This is a genomic window from Pseudomonas sp. C8002 (assembly GCF_013385765.1).
Lineage (GTDB): Bacteria > Pseudomonadota > Gammaproteobacteria > Pseudomonadales > Pseudomonadaceae > Aquipseudomonas.
Genome location: NZ_JACAPJ010000005.1, coordinates 753,022 through 772,275, shown reverse-complemented (window position 1 = coordinate 772,275; position 19,254 = coordinate 753,022). Strand labels below are relative to the sequence as shown.

General features: G+C 60.4%; 15 protein-coding genes. 12 read left to right on the top strand and 3 right to left on the bottom strand.

The genetic code is table 11. The features are described from left to right. Positions 1–50: 50 nt before the first annotated feature. The 7 genes from apaG to HX814_RS10180 all read left to right on the top strand — a co-directional run bounded on the left by apaG (position 51) and on the right by HX814_RS10180 (position 8,109). Positions 51–431 carry a Co2+/Mg2+ efflux protein ApaG gene (gene apaG / locus HX814_RS10210; RefSeq protein ID WP_003210996.1) on the top strand — a complete coding sequence of 127 codons (381 nt, stop codon included), beginning with the start codon at positions 51–53 and terminating at the stop codon, positions 429–431. Continuing rightward, positions 431–1,282, top strand: a complete 852-nt coding sequence (locus HX814_RS10205) for a symmetrical bis(5'-nucleosyl)-tetraphosphatase (protein WP_003210997.1) — start codon at positions 431–433, stop codon at positions 1,280–1,282. The genes apaG and HX814_RS10205 overlap by 1 nt, the downstream gene beginning before the upstream one ends. A gap of 33 nt (positions 1,283–1,315) precedes the next feature. Further along, positions 1,316–1,645: a thiosulfate sulfurtransferase GlpE gene (gene glpE, locus HX814_RS10200; protein WP_008434417.1), complete on the top strand. Its 330-nt coding sequence runs from the start codon at positions 1,316–1,318 to the stop codon at positions 1,643–1,645. 285 nt (positions 1,646–1,930) lie between these two features. Beyond that, on the top strand, positions 1,931–3,853 hold the full coding sequence (locus HX814_RS10195; RefSeq protein WP_003210999.1) for a PrkA family serine protein kinase: 1,923 nt from the start codon (positions 1,931–1,933) through the stop codon (positions 3,851–3,853). A gap of 126 nt (positions 3,854–3,979) precedes the next feature. Then, positions 3,980–5,251 (top strand): YeaH/YhbH family protein, encoded by a 1,272-nt coding sequence (locus tag HX814_RS10190; protein ID WP_003211000.1) that lies wholly within the window; start codon positions 3,980–3,982, stop codon positions 5,249–5,251. Further along, complete coding sequence (locus HX814_RS10185; protein ID WP_177008797.1) at positions 5,248–6,810, top strand: SpoVR family protein; 1,563 nt, start codon at positions 5,248–5,250, stop codon at positions 6,808–6,810. Before HX814_RS10190 ends, HX814_RS10185 begins: the two co-directional genes overlap by 4 nt. Before the next feature lie 63 nt (positions 6,811–6,873). Beyond that, the gene (locus HX814_RS10180; protein ID WP_177008798.1) at positions 6,874–8,109 is read left to right on the top strand and encodes a multifunctional CCA addition/repair protein; all 1,236 of its coding nucleotides are present in this window, start codon (positions 6,874–6,876) and stop codon (positions 8,107–8,109) included. On the opposite strand, the gene folK is transcribed toward HX814_RS10180, so the two are convergent. Then, entirely contained in the window at positions 8,079–8,597 is a 519-nt protein-coding gene (gene folK, locus HX814_RS10175; protein ID WP_003211005.1) for a 2-amino-4-hydroxy-6-hydroxymethyldihydropteridine diphosphokinase, read from the bottom strand. The two genes, HX814_RS10180 and folK, sit on opposite strands and share 31 nt — an antisense overlap. After that, positions 8,588–8,941 (bottom strand): dihydroneopterin aldolase, encoded by a 354-nt coding sequence (folB, locus tag HX814_RS10170; RefSeq protein ID WP_177008799.1) that lies wholly within the window; start codon positions 8,939–8,941, stop codon positions 8,588–8,590. The genes folK and folB overlap by 10 nt, the downstream gene beginning before the upstream one ends. Before the next feature lie 74 nt (positions 8,942–9,015). On the opposite strand from folB, the gene plsY reads away from it, so the two are divergent. Continuing rightward, complete coding sequence (plsY, locus tag HX814_RS10165; RefSeq protein ID WP_087694725.1) at positions 9,016–9,585, top strand: glycerol-3-phosphate 1-O-acyltransferase PlsY; 570 nt, start codon at positions 9,016–9,018, stop codon at positions 9,583–9,585. 33 nt (positions 9,586–9,618) lie between these two features. Here plsY and tsaD read toward each other — a convergent pair whose 3' ends face one another. Continuing rightward, the gene (tsaD, locus tag HX814_RS10160) at positions 9,619–10,644 is read right to left on the bottom strand and encodes a tRNA (adenosine(37)-N6)-threonylcarbamoyltransferase complex transferase subunit TsaD (protein ID WP_087694726.1); all 1,026 of its coding nucleotides are present in this window, start codon (positions 10,642–10,644) and stop codon (positions 9,619–9,621) included. 203 nt (positions 10,645–10,847) lie between these two features. Between tsaD and rpsU the strand changes: the two genes are divergently transcribed. The 4 genes from rpsU (at position 10,848) to HX814_RS10140 (ending at position 19,252) form a co-directional block, all read left to right on the top strand. Then, the gene (rpsU, locus tag HX814_RS10155; RefSeq protein ID WP_002551877.1) at positions 10,848–11,063 is read left to right on the top strand and encodes a 30S ribosomal protein S21; all 216 of its coding nucleotides are present in this window, start codon (positions 10,848–10,850) and stop codon (positions 11,061–11,063) included. Positions 11,064–11,508: 445 nt separating this feature from the next. Next, positions 11,509–13,470, top strand: a complete 1,962-nt coding sequence (gene dnaG, locus HX814_RS10150) for a DNA primase (RefSeq protein ID WP_003211012.1) — start codon at positions 11,509–11,511, stop codon at positions 13,468–13,470. 67 nt (positions 13,471–13,537) lie between these two features. Continuing rightward, positions 13,538–15,388: an RNA polymerase sigma factor RpoD gene (gene rpoD / locus HX814_RS10145; RefSeq protein WP_003211014.1), complete on the top strand. Its 1,851-nt coding sequence runs from the start codon at positions 13,538–13,540 to the stop codon at positions 15,386–15,388. 120 nt (positions 15,389–15,508) lie between these two features. Then, positions 15,509–19,252, top strand: a complete 3,744-nt coding sequence (locus tag HX814_RS10140; protein ID WP_177008800.1) for a bifunctional diguanylate cyclase/phosphodiesterase — start codon at positions 15,509–15,511, stop codon at positions 19,250–19,252. Positions 19,253–19,254: the final 2 nt, after the last annotated feature.

Sequence of the window (19,254 nt, the reverse complement as noted above, 5' to 3'; positions counted from 1 at the left end):
GACTGACCGGCATCCGCTGTTCCCCCGCTTTTGCTTTTAAGGCCTCTTGCATGTCCGATCCTCGTTATCAGATCGACGTCAGCGTCGTCACCCGCTTTCTGGCGGAACAATCGCAACCCGAGCAGAACCGCTTTGCGTTCGCCTACACCATTACCGTACAAAACAACGGCGAGCTGCCTGCCAAGCTGCTGTCGCGCCACTGGGTCATCACCGACGGTGACGGCCAGGTCGAGGAAGTCCGCGGCGCCGGCGTGGTCGGCCAACAACCGCTGATCGCCCCAGGCAAGAGCCACACCTACAGCAGCGGCACTGTCATGACCTCCCGCGTCGGCAACATGCAAGGCAGCTACCAGATGCTCGCCGACGACGGCAAACACTTCGACGCCATCATCGCCCCGTTCCGCCTCGCGGTGCCTGGAGCCCTGCACTGATGGCGACGTATGCCGTCGGCGACCTGCAAGGCTGCCTGGAACCGCTCAAGTGCCTGCTCGAGCGTGTGGCTTTCGACCCGGCCAAGGATCGCCTGTGGCTGGTGGGCGACCTGGTCAACCGTGGCCCGCAATCCCTGGAAACCCTGCGCTTCCTTTATGGCATGCGCGACTCCCTGGTGTGCGTACTGGGCAACCATGACCTGCACTTGCTGGCCGCCGGCAATAACATCGAGCGCCTGAAAAAGGGCGATACCCTGCGGGAAATCCTCGAAGCGCCGGATCGCACCGAGCTGCTTGACTGGCTGCGCCGGCAAAAACTCATGCACTACGACGAGAGCCGCGACACCGCCTTGGTGCATGCCGGCATTCCACCCCAGTGGACACTGAAGAAAGCCCTCAAGTGCGCGAGTGAAGTCGAAGCAGCCCTGGCCGATGACAACCTGTACACCGCTTACCTGGATGGCATGTACGGTAACGAACCCGTTAAGTGGGACAACGAACTGACCGGCGTCGCGCGCCTGCGGGTGATCACCAACTACTTCACCCGCATGCGTTTCTGCACCGCCGAAGGCAAGCTGGACCTCAAGAGCAAGGAAGGCGCCGACACCGCCCTCCCCGGCTACAAGCCCTGGTTCGCCCACAAGGAGCGCAAGACCCGTGAAACGAAGATCATCTTCGGCCACTGGGCAGCCCTGGAAGGCAAGTGTGATGAACCTGGCGTGTTCGCCCTCGACACAGGCTGCGTATGGGGCGGCGCCATGACCCTGATGAACATCGACACCGGCGAGCGCTCGAGCTGCCAGTGCGACTCCCCCGTTCCCGAACAACTGCAGGCCGCGGCAAAGCGCTGAGCCGCGCTTTCATACAGGCCAAAGGAGCCCGCCATGACTGAATTCAAACGTATCCCTCCCGAGCAAGCCCAGGCCCTGCGCGAGCAAGGCGCGGTGGTTGTCGACATCCGCGACCAGCCGACGTACAACGCTGCCCACATCAGTGGCGCCCAGCACCTGGACAACCACAACATCGCCGACTTCATCCGCGCCGCCGACCTCGACGCGCCGGTCATCGTCGCGTGCTACCACGGCAACTCCAGCCAAAGCGCCGCCGCCTACCTGGTGAGCCAGGGTTTCTCCGACGTCTATAGCCTCGACGGTGGCTTTGAGCTATGGCGTGCGACCTATCCTGCAGAAATTGCCGCAGGCGACGCGCAATAATTTTTTTCAAACCCCGCTACCCCGCGTGACGCTTGGCCTCGCGCCGTTTCTGACGAACGGCGCGGCCAAACTAATTTCGTATCGCGCCTTGACCTCCCCGATTCCGAACTATCCTTAAGCGCAGGCCATCCAAAACAGGGGAGAGCCGGTACACCGGCGTGCGGGTCATCGGTAGCGTTTCAGGGTGTTCTGGGGGGAAAACGGCCATTGGTGTCCACCAATGGCTGCCAGCATCGACTGATTGATCCGGCGTCGGCTCCACGTATCGAGCGAGGTGACGACGTCATGAGTATTTTTAGCCACTTCCAACAACGCTTCGAGTCCACCCGCCAGGAAGAGCTCTCGCTTCAGGAGTATCTCGAACTGTGCAAAAAGGACCGCAGCGCCTACGCGTCTGCCGCTGAACGCCTGCTGTTGGCGATCGGCGAGCCGGAGCTGGTGGACACCGCAGCCAATTCGCGCTTGTCGCGGATTTTCTCGAACAAGGTGATCCGTCGCTACCCGGCCTTTGAAGACTTCCACGGTATGGAAGAATGCATTGACCAGATCGTCTCGTATTTCCGCCATGCCGCCCAAGGCCTGGAAGAGAAGAAACAGATCCTCTACCTGCTCGGCCCCGTCGGCGGCGGTAAGTCGTCCCTGGCCGAGAAGCTCAAACAACTGATCGAGAAGGTGCCGTTCTACGCCATCAAAGGCTCACCGGTGTTCGAGTCGCCCCTGGGGCTGTTCAATGCCACGGAAGATGGCGCGATCCTCGAAGAAGACTTCGGCATTCCACGGCGCTATCTCAATACCATCATGTCGCCGTGGGCGACCAAGCGCCTGGCCGAGTTCGGCGGCGACATCAGCCAGTTCCGGGTGGTGAAGCTCTATCCCTCGATCCTCAACCAGATCGCCGTGGCCAAGACCGAACCGGGTGACGAGAACAACCAGGACATCTCGGCACTGGTGGGCAAGGTCGATATCCGCAAACTCGAAGAGTTCCCGCAGAACGACGCCGATGCCTACAGCTACTCGGGCGCACTGTGCCGGGCCAACCAGGGCCTGATGGAGTTCGTGGAGATGTTCAAGGCACCGATCAAGGTGCTGCACCCACTGCTTACCGCCACCCAGGAAGGTAACTACAACAGCACCGAAGGCCTGGGGGCGATTCCATTCACCGGGATCCTGCTGGCCCACTCCAACGAATCGGAATGGCACACCTTCCGCAACAACAAGAACAACGAAGCCTTCATCGACCGGATCTACATCGTCAAGGTGCCGTACTGCCTGCGGGTCAGCGATGAAATCAAGATTTACGACAAGCTGCTGTTCAACAGCTCCCTGGCCAAGGCCCATTGCGCGCCTGACACCCTGAAGATGCTGGCCCAGTTCACCGTGTTGTCGCGCCTCAAGGAGCCGGAAAACTCCAACATCTACTCGAAGATGCGGGTGTATGACGGCGAAAACCTCAAGGACACCGATCCGAAGGCCAAGTCGATCCAGGAATACCGCGACACCGCCGGCGTGGATGAGGGCATGAACGGCCTGTCGACACGTTTTGCGTTCAAGATCCTGTCCAAGGTCTTCAACTTCGACCCGCACGAAATCGCCGCCAACCCGGTGCACCTGCTCTACGTGCTGGAACAGCAGATCGAACAGGAACAATTCCAGGCTGAAACCCGCGAGCGCTATCTGCGCTTCCTCAAGGAATACCTGGCACCGCGCTACATCGAGTTCATCGGCAAGGAAATCCAGACCGCGTACCTTGAGTCCTACAGCGAATACGGCCAGAACATCTTCGACCGCTATGTGCTGTACGCAGACTTCTGGATCCAGGACCAGGAATACCGCGACCCGGAAACCGGCGAGATTCTCAACCGCGTAGCCCTCAACGAGGAACTGGAAAAGATCGAAAAACCCGCCGGCATCAGCAATCCGAAGGATTTCCGCAACGAAATCGTCAACTTCGTGCTGCGCGCCCGGGCCAACAACAACGGCAAGAACCCTACCTGGCTCAGCTACGAGAAGCTGCGGGTGGTCATCGAGAAGAAAATGTTCTCCAACACCGAGGATCTGCTGCCGGTCATCAGCTTCAACGCCAAGGCCAGCAAGGAGGATCAGCAAAAACACAACGACTTCGTCACTCGCATGGTCGAGCGTGGCTACACCGACAAACAGGTACGACTGCTCTCCGAGTGGTACTTGCGGGTCCGCAAATCGCAGTAAGGCAGCGACAAGCGTGTAATGCCAGGCTCCCGGTACGCCGGACAGCCTGGCAATCGACCGCTTGTCTTTAAGCTTCCAGCTTGCCGCTTGAAGCTTGTAACTTGAAGCTGCCCGGAGGGCTCCTACATGAGCTATGTGATCGACCGACGTCTCAATGGCAAGAACAAGAGCACGGTAAACCGCCAGCGGTTCCTGCGGCGTTACCGTGACCACATCAAAAAGGCCGTCGAAGAGGCCGTCAGCCGCCGTTCCATCACCGATATGGAGCATGGCGAACAGATCAGCATCCCCGGACGCGACATCGATGAACCGGTGCTGCACCACGGCCGGGGCGGCAAACAGACCGTCGTGCATCCCGGCAACAAGGAATTCACCAGCGGCGAACATATCCAGCGGCCCCAGGGCGGCGCGGGCGGCAAAGGCCCGGGCAAGGCCGGTAACTCCGGCGAAGGCATGGATGAGTTCGTGTTCCAGATCACCCAGGAAGAGTTCCTGGAGTTCATGTTCGAAGACCTGGAACTGCCCAACCTGGTCAAACGCAATCTGACCGGTACCGACACCTTCAAGACCGTGCGTGCCGGGATCAGCAACGAAGGCAACCCGTCACGGATCAACATCATCCGCACCCTGCGCTCGGCCCATGCGCGACGTATCGCCTTGTCTGGCAGCAGCCGGGCAAAACTGCGGGACGCCAAGGCGGAACTGGAACGCCTGAAACGCGAAGAGCCGGACAACTTCGGCGATATCCAGGAAATTGAAGCCGAAATCGCCAAACTCAGCGCGCGAATCCATCGCGTGCCGTTTCTCGACACCTTCGACCTGAAGTACAACCTGCTGGTCAAGCAACCCAACCCCAGTTCCAAGGCGGTGATGTTCTGCCTGATGGACGTGTCCGGCTCCATGACCCAGGCGACCAAGGACATCGCTAAGCGCTTCTTCATCCTGCTGTACCTGTTTCTCAAGCGTAACTACGACAAGATCGATGTGGTGTTCATCCGCCATCACACCAGCGCCAGGGAAGTCGACGAGGAGGAATTCTTCTACTCGCGGGAAACCGGCGGCACCATCGTCTCCAGCGCCTTGAAGCTGATGCAGGAAATCATGGCCGAACGCTATCCGGCCAACGAGTGGAACATCTACGCCGCCCAGGCTTCCGACGGCGACAACTGGAACGACGACTCGCCGATCTGCCGCGACATCCTGATCAACCAGATCATGCCGTTCGTGCAGTACTACACCTACGTCGAAATCACCCCGCGCGAGCATCAGGCCCTGTGGTTCGAATACGAGCGCATCAGCGAAGCCTTCGCTGACACCTTCGCCCAGCAACAATTGGTCTCGGCCGGCGATATCTATCCGGTCTTCCGTGAACTCTTCCAGCGCAGGTTAGTGACATGACCGCCAAAGAGCATAAGCGCCAACCCATATCCACGGGGTCCGAATGGACCTTCGAACTGATCCAGGCCTATGACCGGGAAATCAGCCGCATCGCGGCGGGTTATGCCCTGGATACCTACCCCAACCAGATCGAAGTGATCACCGCCGAACAGATGATGGATGCCTATGCGTCCGTGGGCATGCCCCTGGGCTATCACCACTGGTCCTACGGCAAACACTTCCTCAGCACTGAAAAGTCCTACACCCGCGGCCAGATGGGCCTGGCCTACGAAATCGTCATCAACTCCGACCCGTGCATCGCCTACCTGATGGAAGAAAACACCATCTGCATGCAGGCGCTGGTGGTGGCCCACGCGTGCTACGGGCATAACAGCTTCTTCAAGGGTAACTACCTGTTCCGCACCTGGACCGATGCCAGCTCGATCATCGATTACCTGGTATTCGCCAAGCAGTACATCATGCAGTGCGAGGAGCGCCACGGCATCGACGCGGTGGAAGACCTGCTGGACTCCTGCCATGCCCTGATGAACTACGGCGTCGACCGCTACAAACGCCCGTATCCGATTTCCGCCGAAGAAGAACGGCTGCGCCAGAAGGACCGTGAAGAGCATCTGCAAAAGCAGATCAACGACCTGTGGCGCACCATTCCCAAACGCGCCGGCAAGAACAACGACAAGGACAATGCGCGCTTCCCCGCCGAACCTCAGGAAAACATCCTGTATTTCATCGAAAAGCACGCGCCATTGCTGGAGCCCTGGCAGCGGGAAATCGTGCGGATCGTGCGCAAGATCGCCCAGTATTTCTACCCACAACGCCAGACCCAGGTGATGAACGAAGGCTGGGCCACGTTCTGGCACTACACCCTGATGAACGACCTGTATGACGAAGGCCTGGTCACCGACGGTTTCATGATGGAGTTCCTGACGTCCCACACCAGCGTGGTCTTCCAGCCGGGCTTCGACAGCCCCTACTACAGCGGTATCAACCCGTATGCATTGGGCTTTGCGATGTACCGCGATATCCGGCGCATGTGCGAGCACCCCACCGAAGAAGACCGCCGCTGGTTCCCGGAGATTGCCGGCAGCGATTGGTTGTCGACCATCAAGTTCGCCATGAGCAGCTTCAAGGATGAGAGCTTCATCCTGCAGTACCTCTCCCCCCAGGTGATTCGAGACCTCAAGCTGTTCAGCATCATGGACGACGACCTCAAGGACGATCTGCTGGTGCCCGCCATTCATGACGAGCCGGGCTATCGCACCATCCGCGAAACCCTCGCGGCGCAGTACAACCTGGGCAACCGCGAACCCAATGTGCAGATCTACAGCATCGACGTACGCGGCGACCGCTCGCTGACCCTGCGCCACCAGCAGCACGACCGCAAACCGCTGGGAGAGTCCACTGAGGAGGTTCTCAAGCACCTGCACCGGCTGTGGGGGTTCGATATCCACCTGGAGACGCTGCAAGGCGACCAGGTCATGAAAACCCACCACGTTCCGCCCCGCAACGATCACGGCGATAACGATTACGGCCGCCTGGACCTGGCAGTCGTGCATCTGTGAAACGGCAAAGCCTCCATTGGCGGGCCGCAGGCGTTATCCTGTGCCGCTAATGGAGGCTTTTTCATGCAAATCTACAAAGTCGGTGGTGCGGTACGTGATCGCCTGCTGGGCATCCCCGTTACCGATATCGACCGTGTCGTAGTCGGCGCTACCACTGAAGAAATGCTCGCCCTGGGCTACAAGCCTGTGGGTTCGGACTTCCCGGTATTTCTTGACCCGAAAAATGGTGACGAGTACGCCCTCGCCCGCACGGAGCGCAAGAGCGGCCGGGGTTATGGCGGCTTTGTGTTTCACGCCAGCCCCGACGTTACCCTGGAAGAAGACCTGATCCGCCGCGACCTGACCATCAACGCCATGGCCGAGGATGACGCGGGCCACCTGACCGACCCTTATCACGGCCAGCAGGATCTGGACGCACGCATTCTGCGTCACGTTTCCCCGGCGTTTGCCGAAGATCCGCTGCGTGTCCTGCGCGTTGCCCGCTTTGCCGCGCGCTATGCCGGCCTCGGCTTTACGGTAGCGCCCGAAACCCTGGAACTGATGCGCGAACTCAGCGCGTCGGGCGAACTGGAAGCCTTGACGCCCGAACGCAGCTGGAAGGAGATTTCCCGCGCATTGATGGAAAACCAGCCACAGGTGTTTATCCAGGTGCTGCGCGATTGCGGCGCCCTGAAAACCCTGATGCCGGAAATCGACGCACTGTTTGGCGTGCCGCAACCCGAGGCCCATCACCCCGAAATCGATACCGGCGTGCACACATTGAGCGTGCTGGAACAGGCGGCCATCCATGCCCAACCGTTGACCGTCCGCTGGGCCTGCCTGCTGCACGATCTGGGCAAGGGGCTCACGCCTGTGGATAAGTTGCCGCAGCACATCGCTCATGAGCAACGCGGCGTGAAGCTGATCAAGGCGATGAACGAACGCTTCAAGGTGCCAAGGGATTGCCAGGAGTTGGCGTTGCTGGTGGGCGAATATCACACCCATGGCCACCGCGCACTGGAGCTGAGGCCCTCGACATTGCTGGAGTTGCTGCAAAGCTTCGACGTTTACCGTCGCCCGCAACGCTTTGAAGAGTTTGTGGTGGCATGCGAGATGGACGCCCGCGGGCGCAAGGGCCTTGAGCAGAGAAGTTATCCACAAGCCGATTATTTGCGCGGTGCGGCGCTGGCGGCCAGAGGTGTGGCCGTCGCGCCGCTACTGGAACAAGGCTACAAAGGTCCCGAACTGGGCGAAGCGCTGAAACGCGAACGGCTCAAGGCGCTAAAAGCCTACAAGAGCGAGTCAGGCGTCAACGGCTGATCCCGCCATTCGAACGCGACCGGCGCCAGTACCTGGTCAATGTGTGCATCCTGCCACAGCGCGGCAAATGACTTGCCCACCTCAGGATGCACACGCTGCGGCGCCATCAACGACAGCGGCCACAGCACAAACGCGTTCTTCAGGATTTCGGCCCGGGGCAGGATCAGGCCATCGAAGTTACCCACCAGCTCGCCATACAGCAGCACGTCGATGTCCAGCGGCAAGCCCTTGCGATCCGGGGCGTAGCGGCCATTGTCGGCCTCGATGAATTTCAGCCGGCGGTCCAGTTCCATCAACGGCAGGTCGGTATACGCCGACACCACCAGATTGAAGAATGGCCCGCTCTTTATGCCCACAGGCTGGCTTTCAAACACCGGCGAACAGCGCATCTGCGTCAGGAAACCCGCCAGCGCATCAAGGCCAGCGTGCAAATGGGCCTCACGCTCGATATTACTGCCAAGACCAAGGTAAACCTGAGTTAGCGACATCCGCGCTCGATCTCCACGCCCACACCCTTGGCGGCCGGTACGGCGCCGGGCTTGGTCAGTTTGAGGTGCAGCCAGGGAATCTGGAACTCACTCATCAACACTTCAGCAAGGCGCTCGGCGAAGGTTTCCACCAGCTGGAACTGCGTCTGCTCGGCAAAGGCCTGGATCCGCGCGGACACGCTGGCGTAATCCAGCGCCAAAGTCAGGTCATCACCGGCAGCGGCCGGGCGGTTATCCCAGGCGAAGCTCAGGTCCAGACGCAGGCATTGCCGGATACCGCGCTCCCAGTCGTAGGCCCCGATCACGGTGTCGACTTCCAGACCTTCGATAAACACTCTGTCCAAGCACTCTTCTCCGCTGCACGACAAGGGCGCGATGCCCCGTTAGAATCAGGGCGTCCTCGCCCGGAATAGTTAGCATGTTTTGGTTACTGGCGACTTTCGCCTACCTGCTCGGCTCGCTGTCCTTCGCCATTTTGCTCAGCCGCCTGACGGGAAATCCCGACCCGCGAATGAGTGGCTCAGGCAATGCCGGCGCCACCAATATGTTGCGCCTGGCCGGCAAGAAACTCGCCGTACTCACGCTGTTCGGCGACGTCTGCAAGGGCCTGCTGCCGGTGCTGATCGCCGATCTCGCCGGGCTCTCGCTGCAACAGCAAGCCTGGATCGGCGTCTGCGCGGTGCTCGGCCACCTGTTCCCGCTGTACTTTCGCTTTCGCGGCGGCAAAGGCGTTGCGACGGCGGCCGGCATGCTGCTGGGGATCTACCCACCGGCGGCGCTGCTGGCCATCCTGGCCTGGCTGCTGACGTTCTACCTGACACGCACCAGCTCGCTGGCCGCCCTCATCGCCACGCCCCTGACCCTGCCGTTGCTGGCGTGGCAGGAACCGGAGGCGCTGGTGCCGATGAGCGTGCTCACGCTGCTGATCGTCTGGCGCCACCGGGGCAATTTACGCGACCTGTTTGCCGGGCGCGAACGGCATTTTTAAATACGCCCGGTGAACCCGGCTCACGTTCGCCCGTTACAGCGGCGGCAACTGCTCCATCGGCCAGCGCGCCTGCACGCTGATTGCCAGGCTTTCATGCTGCCCGGCCTGCAAACGCTGGCAACCGGCATAGGCGATCATCGCACCGTTGTCGGTGCAGAATTCGGGACGCGCATAAAACACGTCGCCCTTCATGTCGCCGAGCATTTTCTCCAGGGAGCTGCGCAGCGCCTTGTTCGCGCTGACGCCGCCCGCGATCACCAGGCGCTTCATGCCCGCCTGCTTCAGGGCCCGCTTGCACTTGATGGTCAAAGTCTCCACCACGGCCTGCTGGAACGCCAGCGAGATGTCGCAACGGGCTTGCTCACTGTCGTCTCCGGCGCTGACGCTCTGCTGCCAGGTGTTCAGGGCAGAGGTTTTCAGGCCGCTGAAGCTGAACATCAGGCCAGGGCGATCGCACATCGGGCGCGGGAAGGTATAGCGCCCCGGAACGCCTTTTTCTGCCAAGCGGGCGATTTCCGGGCCGCCCGGATAATTAAGGCCCATCATCTTCGCAGTCTTGTCGAAAGCTTCACCGGCAGCGTCGTCCAGGCTTTCGCCCAGCAGCGTGTATTGACCGATTCCGTCGACCTGAACCAGCTGCGTATGGCCGCCTGAAACCAACAAAGCGACGAACGGGAACGCTGGCGGGTTTTCTTCCAGCATCGGTGCCAGTAAATGGCCTTCCATGTGGTGCACGCCAAGGGCCGGAATGCCCCAGGCAAATGCCAGCGCCTGGGCGCAAGAGGCCCCAACCAGCAGGGCTCCGACCAATCCGGGGCCTGCGGTATAGGCAATGGCGTCGATCTCGGTCGGCACGCAGCCGGCCTCGTCCAGCACCTGGCGAATCAATGGCAGCATGCGTTTCACATGATCACGGCTGGCCAGCTCCGGCACCACGCCGCCATAGGCGCGATGCAGGTCGATCTGACTGAACAGTGCGTCGGCCAAAAGCCCGCGTTCACTGTCGTAAAGTGCGACACCGGTTTCGTCGCACGAGGTTTCTAATCCCAGAACTAGCATGGGTTTGCGCCTTGTAGAGGCTGAATTCGAAGGCGCGCATAATAGTCGCCACTCCCCCTCCCGACTAGCGGTTTTCGATCAGAGGCTTTGCATTCCGGGCAATGAGGGGTTAACATCCGCAACCCTTAAAAACCGACGACCTCAGCCGCGAATTTTTTGCGACGAGAACGTTGATTCCCGGTAATGAAAGAAGGTAGCTCTGGATGCCAGCCGTCAAAGTAAAAGAGAACGAACCCTTCGACGTAGCTCTGCGTCGTTTCAAGCGCTCCTGCGAAAAAGCCGGTGTTCTGGCTGAAGTTCGTAGCCGCGAATTTTACGAGAAGCCAACTTCTGAGCGTAAGCGTAAAGCAGCAGCCGCTGTTAAGCGTCACGCCAAGAAAGTTCAGCGCGAGCAGCGCCGCGCCGTTCGTCTGTACTAATACACAGACGTTCGTAGCAAGCTTCTGCCAAGCCCGGCCCTCAGCCGGGCTGTTGGCATTTGCGGATATCGCTTGATGCTTCACCGTTGACGCCGCACACGCGACTGAAACGAACTGCTTCACACGTCAGGACTGGCTCTTTTGCCAGCGGTGCACGTCTCTTCTGACGAGCCTAACAAGGCTACTGACGAGCACACTTATTTTTTAACAGACGATCAACAGGTCGGCTGCGCCCACCGATGAGCTTCCGAGGCCCCCACATGGCCAAGACCGGACTCCCGGGCAACATTTCTACGCCGGGCACTGATCGGAACTAACGTCAGTGAATGTTCGGCAGATACACTTCCTGACAGACCAAGCAGACGACAGTAGATCGAGCCGCACAACACGCGCGCCTTGAGCACTTTGCGGGCCCTCTTTTACACGCAGTGATGACGAGAACGCCATGGCCGGGCTAATTCCCCAGAGCTTTATTGACGACCTTCTGAACCGCACCGACATCGTCGATGTTGTCAGCTCGCGCCTGCAGATGAAAAAGGCCGGCAAGAACTACACCGCCTGCTGCCCGTTCCACAAGGAAAAGACTCCGTCGTTCAGCGTCAGCCCCGACAAGCAGTTCTACTACTGCTTCGGCTGCGGCGCTGGCGGCAACGCCCTCGGCTTCATCATGGACCACGACAACCTGGACTTCCCCCAGGCCGTCGAGGAACTGGCGAAAGCCGCCGGCATGGAAATCCCCCGCGAAGAAAGTGGCCGCCCGCACAAACCGCGGCAACCCACCGATTCGCCGCTGTACCCGCTGCTTACCGCTGCTGCCGACTTTTACCGCCAGGCACTGAAAAGCCACCCGCAGCGCAAAGCCGCCGTCGATTACCTCAAGGGCCGCGGCCTGACCGGTGAAATCGCCCGCGACTTCGGCCTCGGCTTCGCCCCGCCGGGCTGGGACAACCTGTACAAGCACCTGAGCAGCGACACACTGCAGCAAAAAGCCATGATCGACGCCGGCCTGTTGGTGGAAAACGCCGAGACCGGCAAGCGTTATGACCGCTTCCGCGACCGCGTGATGTTCCCGATCCGCGACAGCCGCGGCCGCATCATCGCGTTTGGCGGCCGGGTGCTGGGGGACGACAAGCCCAAATACCTGAACTCACCGGAAACCCCGGTGTTTCATAAAGGCCAGGAACTCTACGGCCTGTTTGAGGCGCGCAAGAACAACCGCAACCTCGACGAAATCATCGTGGTTGAAGGCTATATGGACGTGATTGCCCTGGCCCAGCAAGGTTTGCGCAACGCCGTGGCGACCTTGGGCACCGCTACCAGCGAAGAGCACTTGAAGCGCCTGTTTCGCGTGGTGCCCAACGTACTGTTTTGCTTCGACGGCGACCAGGCCGGCCGCAACGCAGCGTGGCGTGCCCTTGAGTCGACCCTGTCGAGCCTGCAGGACGGGCGGCGCGCACGCTTCCTGTTCCTGCCCGAAGGTGAAGACCCGGACACCCTGGTCCGCTCCGAAGGCACCGACGCGTTCCGCGCGCGCATCAACCAACACGCACAACCGCTGGCCGATTACTTTTTCCAGCAACTGACCGAAGAGTCCGACCCGCGCTCCCTCGAAGGCAAGGCCCACATGGTCACCCTCGCGGCCCCGCTGATCGACAAGGTTCCGGGCGCCAACCTGCGCACCCTGATGCGCCAGCGCCTGCTGGAAATCACCGGCTTGAGTGGCGAGGCCGTCAGCCAGCTGGCCCGCAGCGCGCCGCAAGAGGCGCCGCCGGCCTACGACCCGGGCATGGATTACGACGCCATGCCGGACTATTCCGACTTCCACCAACCGCAGGAGGCCTACACGCCCCAGCAGGAGTGGACACCGAAGAAACCCGGCGCCGGCGGCAAGAAATGGGACAAGAAACCCTGGGACAAAAACGGCAAACGTGGCGGTGACCGTGACGAACCGCGCGGCCCACGCGTCCCAGCAGCAGTAGAGCCGCCCACCATGGCAGCCCTGCGTACACTTTTGCACCACCCGCAACTGGCACAAAAAGTCGAGGATGCGGGGCACTTTGCGGCCGAAGACCACACCAATACGCAACTGTTGGTGGCCCTGCTCGAAGCCGTACAGAAGAATCCTAAGCTAAACTCATTCCAGCTGATTGCACGCTGGCACGGCACCGAACAGGGCCGTTTGCTGAAGGCATTGGCAGAAAAGGAATGGCTGATTGATGGCGATAACCTTGAACAACAGTTTTTCGACACCATTACTAGCTTGGTAGCTCGTCAACGCGAGCGAAACCTGGAACAACTTCTTCGAAAAGCGCGTCAGAGTGAATTGACCGCCGAAGAGAAAAATCAACTGCGCGACCTTTTAAGTCGCAATGTTTCCGCATCAAACCCGACCTCAGCTGGCGTGTGAGGTCATAGCTCGGGTATAATCCTCGGCTTGTTTTTTGCCCGCCAAGACCTTCAGTGGATAGGGTGTTATGTCCGGAAAAGCGCAACAGCAGTCTCGTATCAAAGAGTTGATCACCCTTGGTCGTGAGCAGAAGTATCTGACTTACGCAGAGGTCAACGACCACCTGCCTGAGGATATTTCAGATCCAGAGCAGGTGGAAGACATCATCCGCATGATTAATGACATGGGGATCCCCGTACACGAGAGTGCTCCGGATGCGGACGCCCTTATGTTGGCCGACGCCGATACCGACGAGGCAGCCGCTGAAGAAGCAGCCGCCGCGTTGGCAGCGGTCGAGACCGACATCGGTCGCACGACTGACCCTGTGCGCATGTATATGCGCGAAATGGGTACGGTAGAGCTGCTGACACGTGAAGGCGAAATCGAAATCGCCAAGCGTATCGAAGAGGGCATCCGTGAAGTGATGGGCGCAATCGCGCACTTCCCAGGCACGGTTGACCACATTCTCTCCGAGTACACTCGCGTCACCACCGAAGGTGGCCGCCTGTCCGACGTCCTGAGCGGTTATATCGACCCGGACGACGGCATTGCGCCACCTGCGGCTGAAATTCCGCCACCGATCGATGCCAAGGCTGCGAAAGCAGACGACGACACCGACGACGACGAAGCTGAAGCCAGCACTGATGACGAAGAAGAAGTCGAAAGCGGTCCGGATCCGATCATCGCAGCGCAGCGCTTTGGCGCGGTCTCCGATCAGATGGAACTGGCTCGCAAGGCCCTGAAGAAGCACGGTCGCGGCAGCAAGCAGGCAACTGCTGAATTGCTGGCCCTGGCTGAACTCTTCATGCCGATCAAACTGGTACCGAAGCAATTCGAAGGCCTGGTTGAGCGGGTTCGTAGCGCCCTTGAGCGTCTGCGTGCACAAGAGCGTGCGATCATGCAGCTCTGTGTCCGTGATGCGCGCATGCCGCGTGCCGACTTCCTGCGCCAGTTCCCGGGCAACGAAGTCGACGAAAGCTGGACCGACGCACTGGCCAAAGGCAAAAGCAAATACGCTGAAGCCATTGGTCGCTTCCAGGCCGACATCGTTCGTTGCCAGCAGAAGCTGACTGCATTGCAGACCGAAACCGGTCTGACGATTGCCGAGATCAAGGACATCAACCGTCGCATGTCGATCGGTGAGGCCAAGGCCCGCCGCGCGAAGAAAGAGATGGTTGAAGCGAACTTGCGTCTGGTGATCTCCATCGCCAAGAAGTACACCAACCGTGGCCTGCAATTCCTCGATCTGATCCAGGAAGGCAACATCGGCTTGATGAAAGCGGTGGACAAGTTCGAATACCGTCGCGGCTACAAGTTCTCGACTTATGCCACCTGGTGGATCCGTCAGGCGATCACTCGCTCGATCGCCGACCAGGCCCGCACCATCCGTATTCCGGTGCACATGATCGAGACGATCAACAAGCTCAACCGTATTTCCCGGCAGATGTTGCAGGAAATGGGTCGCGAACCGACCCCGGAAGAGTTGGGCGAACGCATGGAAATGCCTGAGGATAAAATCCGCAAGGTATTGAAGATCGCTAAAGAGCCGATCTCCATGGAAACCCCGATCGGTGATGACGAAGACTCCCATCTGGGTGACTTCATCGAAGACTCGACCATGCAGTCGCCAATCGATGTTGCTACCGTTGAGAGCCTGAAAGAAGCGACTCGCGACGTACTGTCCGGCCTCACTGCCCGTGAAGCCAAGGTACTGCGCATGCGCTTCGGCATCGACATGAATACCGACCACACCCTTGAGGAGGTTGGTAAGCAGTTCGACGTTACCCGTGAGCGGATTCGTCAGATCGAAGCCAAGGCGCTGCGCAAGCTGCGCCACCCGACGAGAAGCGAGCATTTGCGCTCCTTCCTCGACGAGTGATCACAAAAACCCCGGCCCAGGCCGGGGTTTTTGCTTCTACAGATTAAATCCTCGCTGACTCCCCTCCCCCGCAATGCCCGTCTACACTCGAAACATTCCCCGTGCCATAACGAGACCGTTATGCCCAGATTGCCGACCGTGTTACTGCTGTCGCTGCTGACCTGGACCGCAACGGCTGGCGCGTTGACTCTCACCGATGAAGAGCGTGGCTGGCTGGCGGACCACCAAGAGTTGCGCCTGGGCGTCGACGCCTCTTGGCCACCCTTTGAATACCGCGATGAAGATGGTCGCTACCAGGGCCTGGCCGCTGATTATGTGCGGCTGATGCAGGATCGCCTTGGCGTCAGGATAAAACTGATCGAGCCGGTGAACTGGAGCGCCGTGCTGGAACAGGCCCGCAACAACCAGCTCGACCTGCTGCCGGGCATCATGTCCACACCGGAACGCCAGGGTTTCCTGTCGTTTACCCGGCCTTATCTCGACTTCCCCATCGTCATCCTCGCCCACGAAGGCGGCCCGCAACCACGCAGCCTCAAAGACCTGTACGGGTTGAAGGTGGCCGTGGTGGAAAACTACGCGCCCCATGAACTGCTGCGCACTCACCACCCGGACCTCAACCTGGTGGCCATGCCCAATGTCAGCGCTACGCTGCAGGCCCTGGCCACCGACAAGGTCGACGCCGTAGTGGGCGATCTGGCGTCCAGCGTGTGGAGCCTGCGTCAACTCAAGCTGGAAGGCCTGTACATCAGCGGCGAAACGCCTTACCGCTATCAGTTGGCCATGGGCGTACCCAAGGACGACAAGATGCTGGTGGGCATCCTCGATAAAGTCCTGGCCGACATCAGCCCGTCTGAGACCGAGGCCATCCAGCAGCGCTGGGTCGGCAACGTCATCGACCACCGCACGCTCTGGACGGATGTGCTGCTCTACGGGTTGCCTGCCGTGCTGTTGCTGAGCATCGTGCTGGCCGTGGTTATCCGGATCAATCGTCGGCTCAGCTCGGAAATTTCCCGCCGGGTCGCCCTCGAACAGGAACTGCGCAGCAGCGAATACCACTATCGCGGCCTGGTGGAGAGCCTTTCCGCGATCGCCTGGGAAGCCAGCATCAGCGATTTCACCTACAGCTACGTGTCGCCCCACGCCGAGGAACTGCTGGGTTACCCCCGTGCCCACTGGCTGATCCCGGGCTTCTGGCGCAACATCATCCACCCCGCGGACCTGACCCGCACCGAATCCTATTGCTACGCCGAAACCCGGGCCAACCGCGACCACAGTGTCGACTACCGGGTGATCACCGCCGATGGACGCTGCCTGTGGGTGCGGGACATCGTCAGCCTGATCGAACACGGCCACGAGCCCGTGCTGCGCGGCCTGATGATCGACATCAGCGAAGCCAAGCGCACCGAGGAAGCGTTGCAGCTTTCGGAACAGAAATTCGCCTCTGTGTTCCAGCAATGCCCGGACATCCTGGTCATCGCCCGGCTGTCGGACGGATGCCTGATGGAGGTCAATAAGGCATTCGAAGACCAGATCGGCCTGAGCGCCGAAGCAGTCGTAGGAAAAACCGCCACTGAACTGAATATCTGGGGCATCCAGGGCGTAGGCCCCGGCCTGCTGCAACGGGTACAGACCACCAGCATCCGCAACCTGGAAATGCCCTTCCTGCGCAGCAACGGCCAGGCCTTCACCGGACTGATCTCCGCCGAACCCTTTCAACTGGATACCACCGAAGCCCTGGTCGTGGTGGTGCGTGACATCACCCAGCTGAAAGAAACCCAGCAGCGGCTGCAAACCTCCGAAGAGAAATTCGCCAAGGCCTTCCATGCCTCTCCCGACGGCCTGCTGTTGTCCCGCCAAAGCGACGGTTTGCTGATTGAGGTCAACGAAGGATTCAGCCGTATTACCGGCTTCAACAGCGTGATGTCGCTGGACCAGTCAACCCTGGACCTCGGGATCTGGGTCGACCTGAACGAACGCAAAGATATGTTGGAGCGACTGCAACGGGATGGATTTGTCCGCGACTTTGTCTGCCACATCCGCCGCAGCGACGGCGAAATTCGCCTGTGTGAAGTCTCCAGCCGCCCGCTGCCCATCGGCGACGACGACTGCATGCTGACCATCGCCCGGGACATCACCGAACGCCAACTGATGCAGGAAAAACTGCAACAGGCCGCCACCGTGTTCGAGAGCACGGCCGAAGGCGTACTGATCACCGACACCCGGCAAAATATCAGCGCCGTGAACCGCGCCTTCAGCGAGATCACCGGCTACAGCGAAGCCGAGGCCCTCGGCCAAACCCCGCGCCTGCTTGCCTCGGGCCTGCACGACAGCGCCTTCTACGCGGCCATGTGGCACCAACTGACGGCCAACGGCCACTGGCAAGGCGAGATCTCCAACCGGCGCAAGAACGGCGAGCTGTACCCCAGCTGGCTGACCATCAGCGCCGTGCGCAACCGCGAGGAGTCGATCACCCACTTCGTCGCCGTGTTTGCCGACATCTCCAGCCTCAAGCACGCCCAGGCGCGCCTCGATTACCAGGCCCACCACGACCCGCTGACCGGCCTGCCCAACCGCACCCTGTTTGAAAGCCGCCTGCAAGCCGCCCTCAACAACCAACAGGAAACCGGCAGCCAGGGCGCCGTGCTGTTCCTCGACCTCGACCGTTTCAAACACATCAACGACAGCCTCGGCCACCCGATTGGCGACCTGCTGCTCAAGGACATCGCCGTTCGCCTCAAGGACCAACTGCGAGACGTCGACACCGTCGCGCGCCTGGGTGGCGACGAATTCATCATCCTGCTGCCCGGCCTGCAACAAGCCAGCGACGCCGAACACCTGGCCAATAAGCTGCTGGCCTGCTTCACCCCACCGTTCCAGGCGGGCGAGCATGAGTTCTTCATCAGCGCCAGCATCGGCACCAGCCTGTACCCACGGGACGGCAACGACGTCGCCACCCTGGTCAAAAACGCTGACGCCGCCATGTACCGCTCCAAGGCCAAAGGCCGCAACCGCGTCGAAAGCTACACCCAGGACCTCACTGCGCAAGCCAACGAGCGCGTGGCCCTGGAACACGAACTGCGCCGAGCGATCGAGCGCGACGAATTGTCTCTCTATTACCAGCCGAAACTCAGCCTCGACACCCAACAACTGATCGGCGCCGAAGCCCTGATTCGCTGGCGCCACCCCACCTTCGGCGAAGTGCCGCCCGAGCACTTCATTGCCCTGGCCGAAGAGAACGGCATGATCCTGCAGATTGGCGACTGGGTACTGGAGCAGGCCTGCCGACAGATGCACGACTGGCGAGAAATTTTTGATGACTTCGGCCCGCTGTCCGTCAACCTCGCCGGCGCGCAACTGCGCCACCCCAACCTGCTGGCGCGCATCGAGCAACTGCTGCGGGACAACCGCCTGGAGCCTGGCTGCCTGCAACTGGAGATCACCGAAAACTTCATCATGAGCCAGGCCGAAGAGGCGCTGGAGGTGCTGCACCAGCTCAAGCATCTGGGCGTGCAACTGGCCATTGATGACTTCGGCACCGGCTATTCGTCCCTCAGCTACCTGAAACGCCTGCCGCTGGACTTCCTGAAGATCGACCAATCCTTCGTCCGTGGCCTGCCCGACGACCCACACGATGCGGCGATCGTGCGCGCCATCATCGCCCTTGGGCACAGCATGCAATTCACCATCATTGCCGAGGGCGTAGAAACGCCGGCCCAGCAAGCGTTTCTGGCGGCTGAAGGTTGTGAGCAGATGCAGGGCTACATCGTCAGCCTGCCGCTGCCGCCGGACCTTTTCGCCGCTACGTTCCTTCGTATGAGCGTTTCGGACTTTTCGGATGGCACAGCGAAGAAACCATCGCTATAATC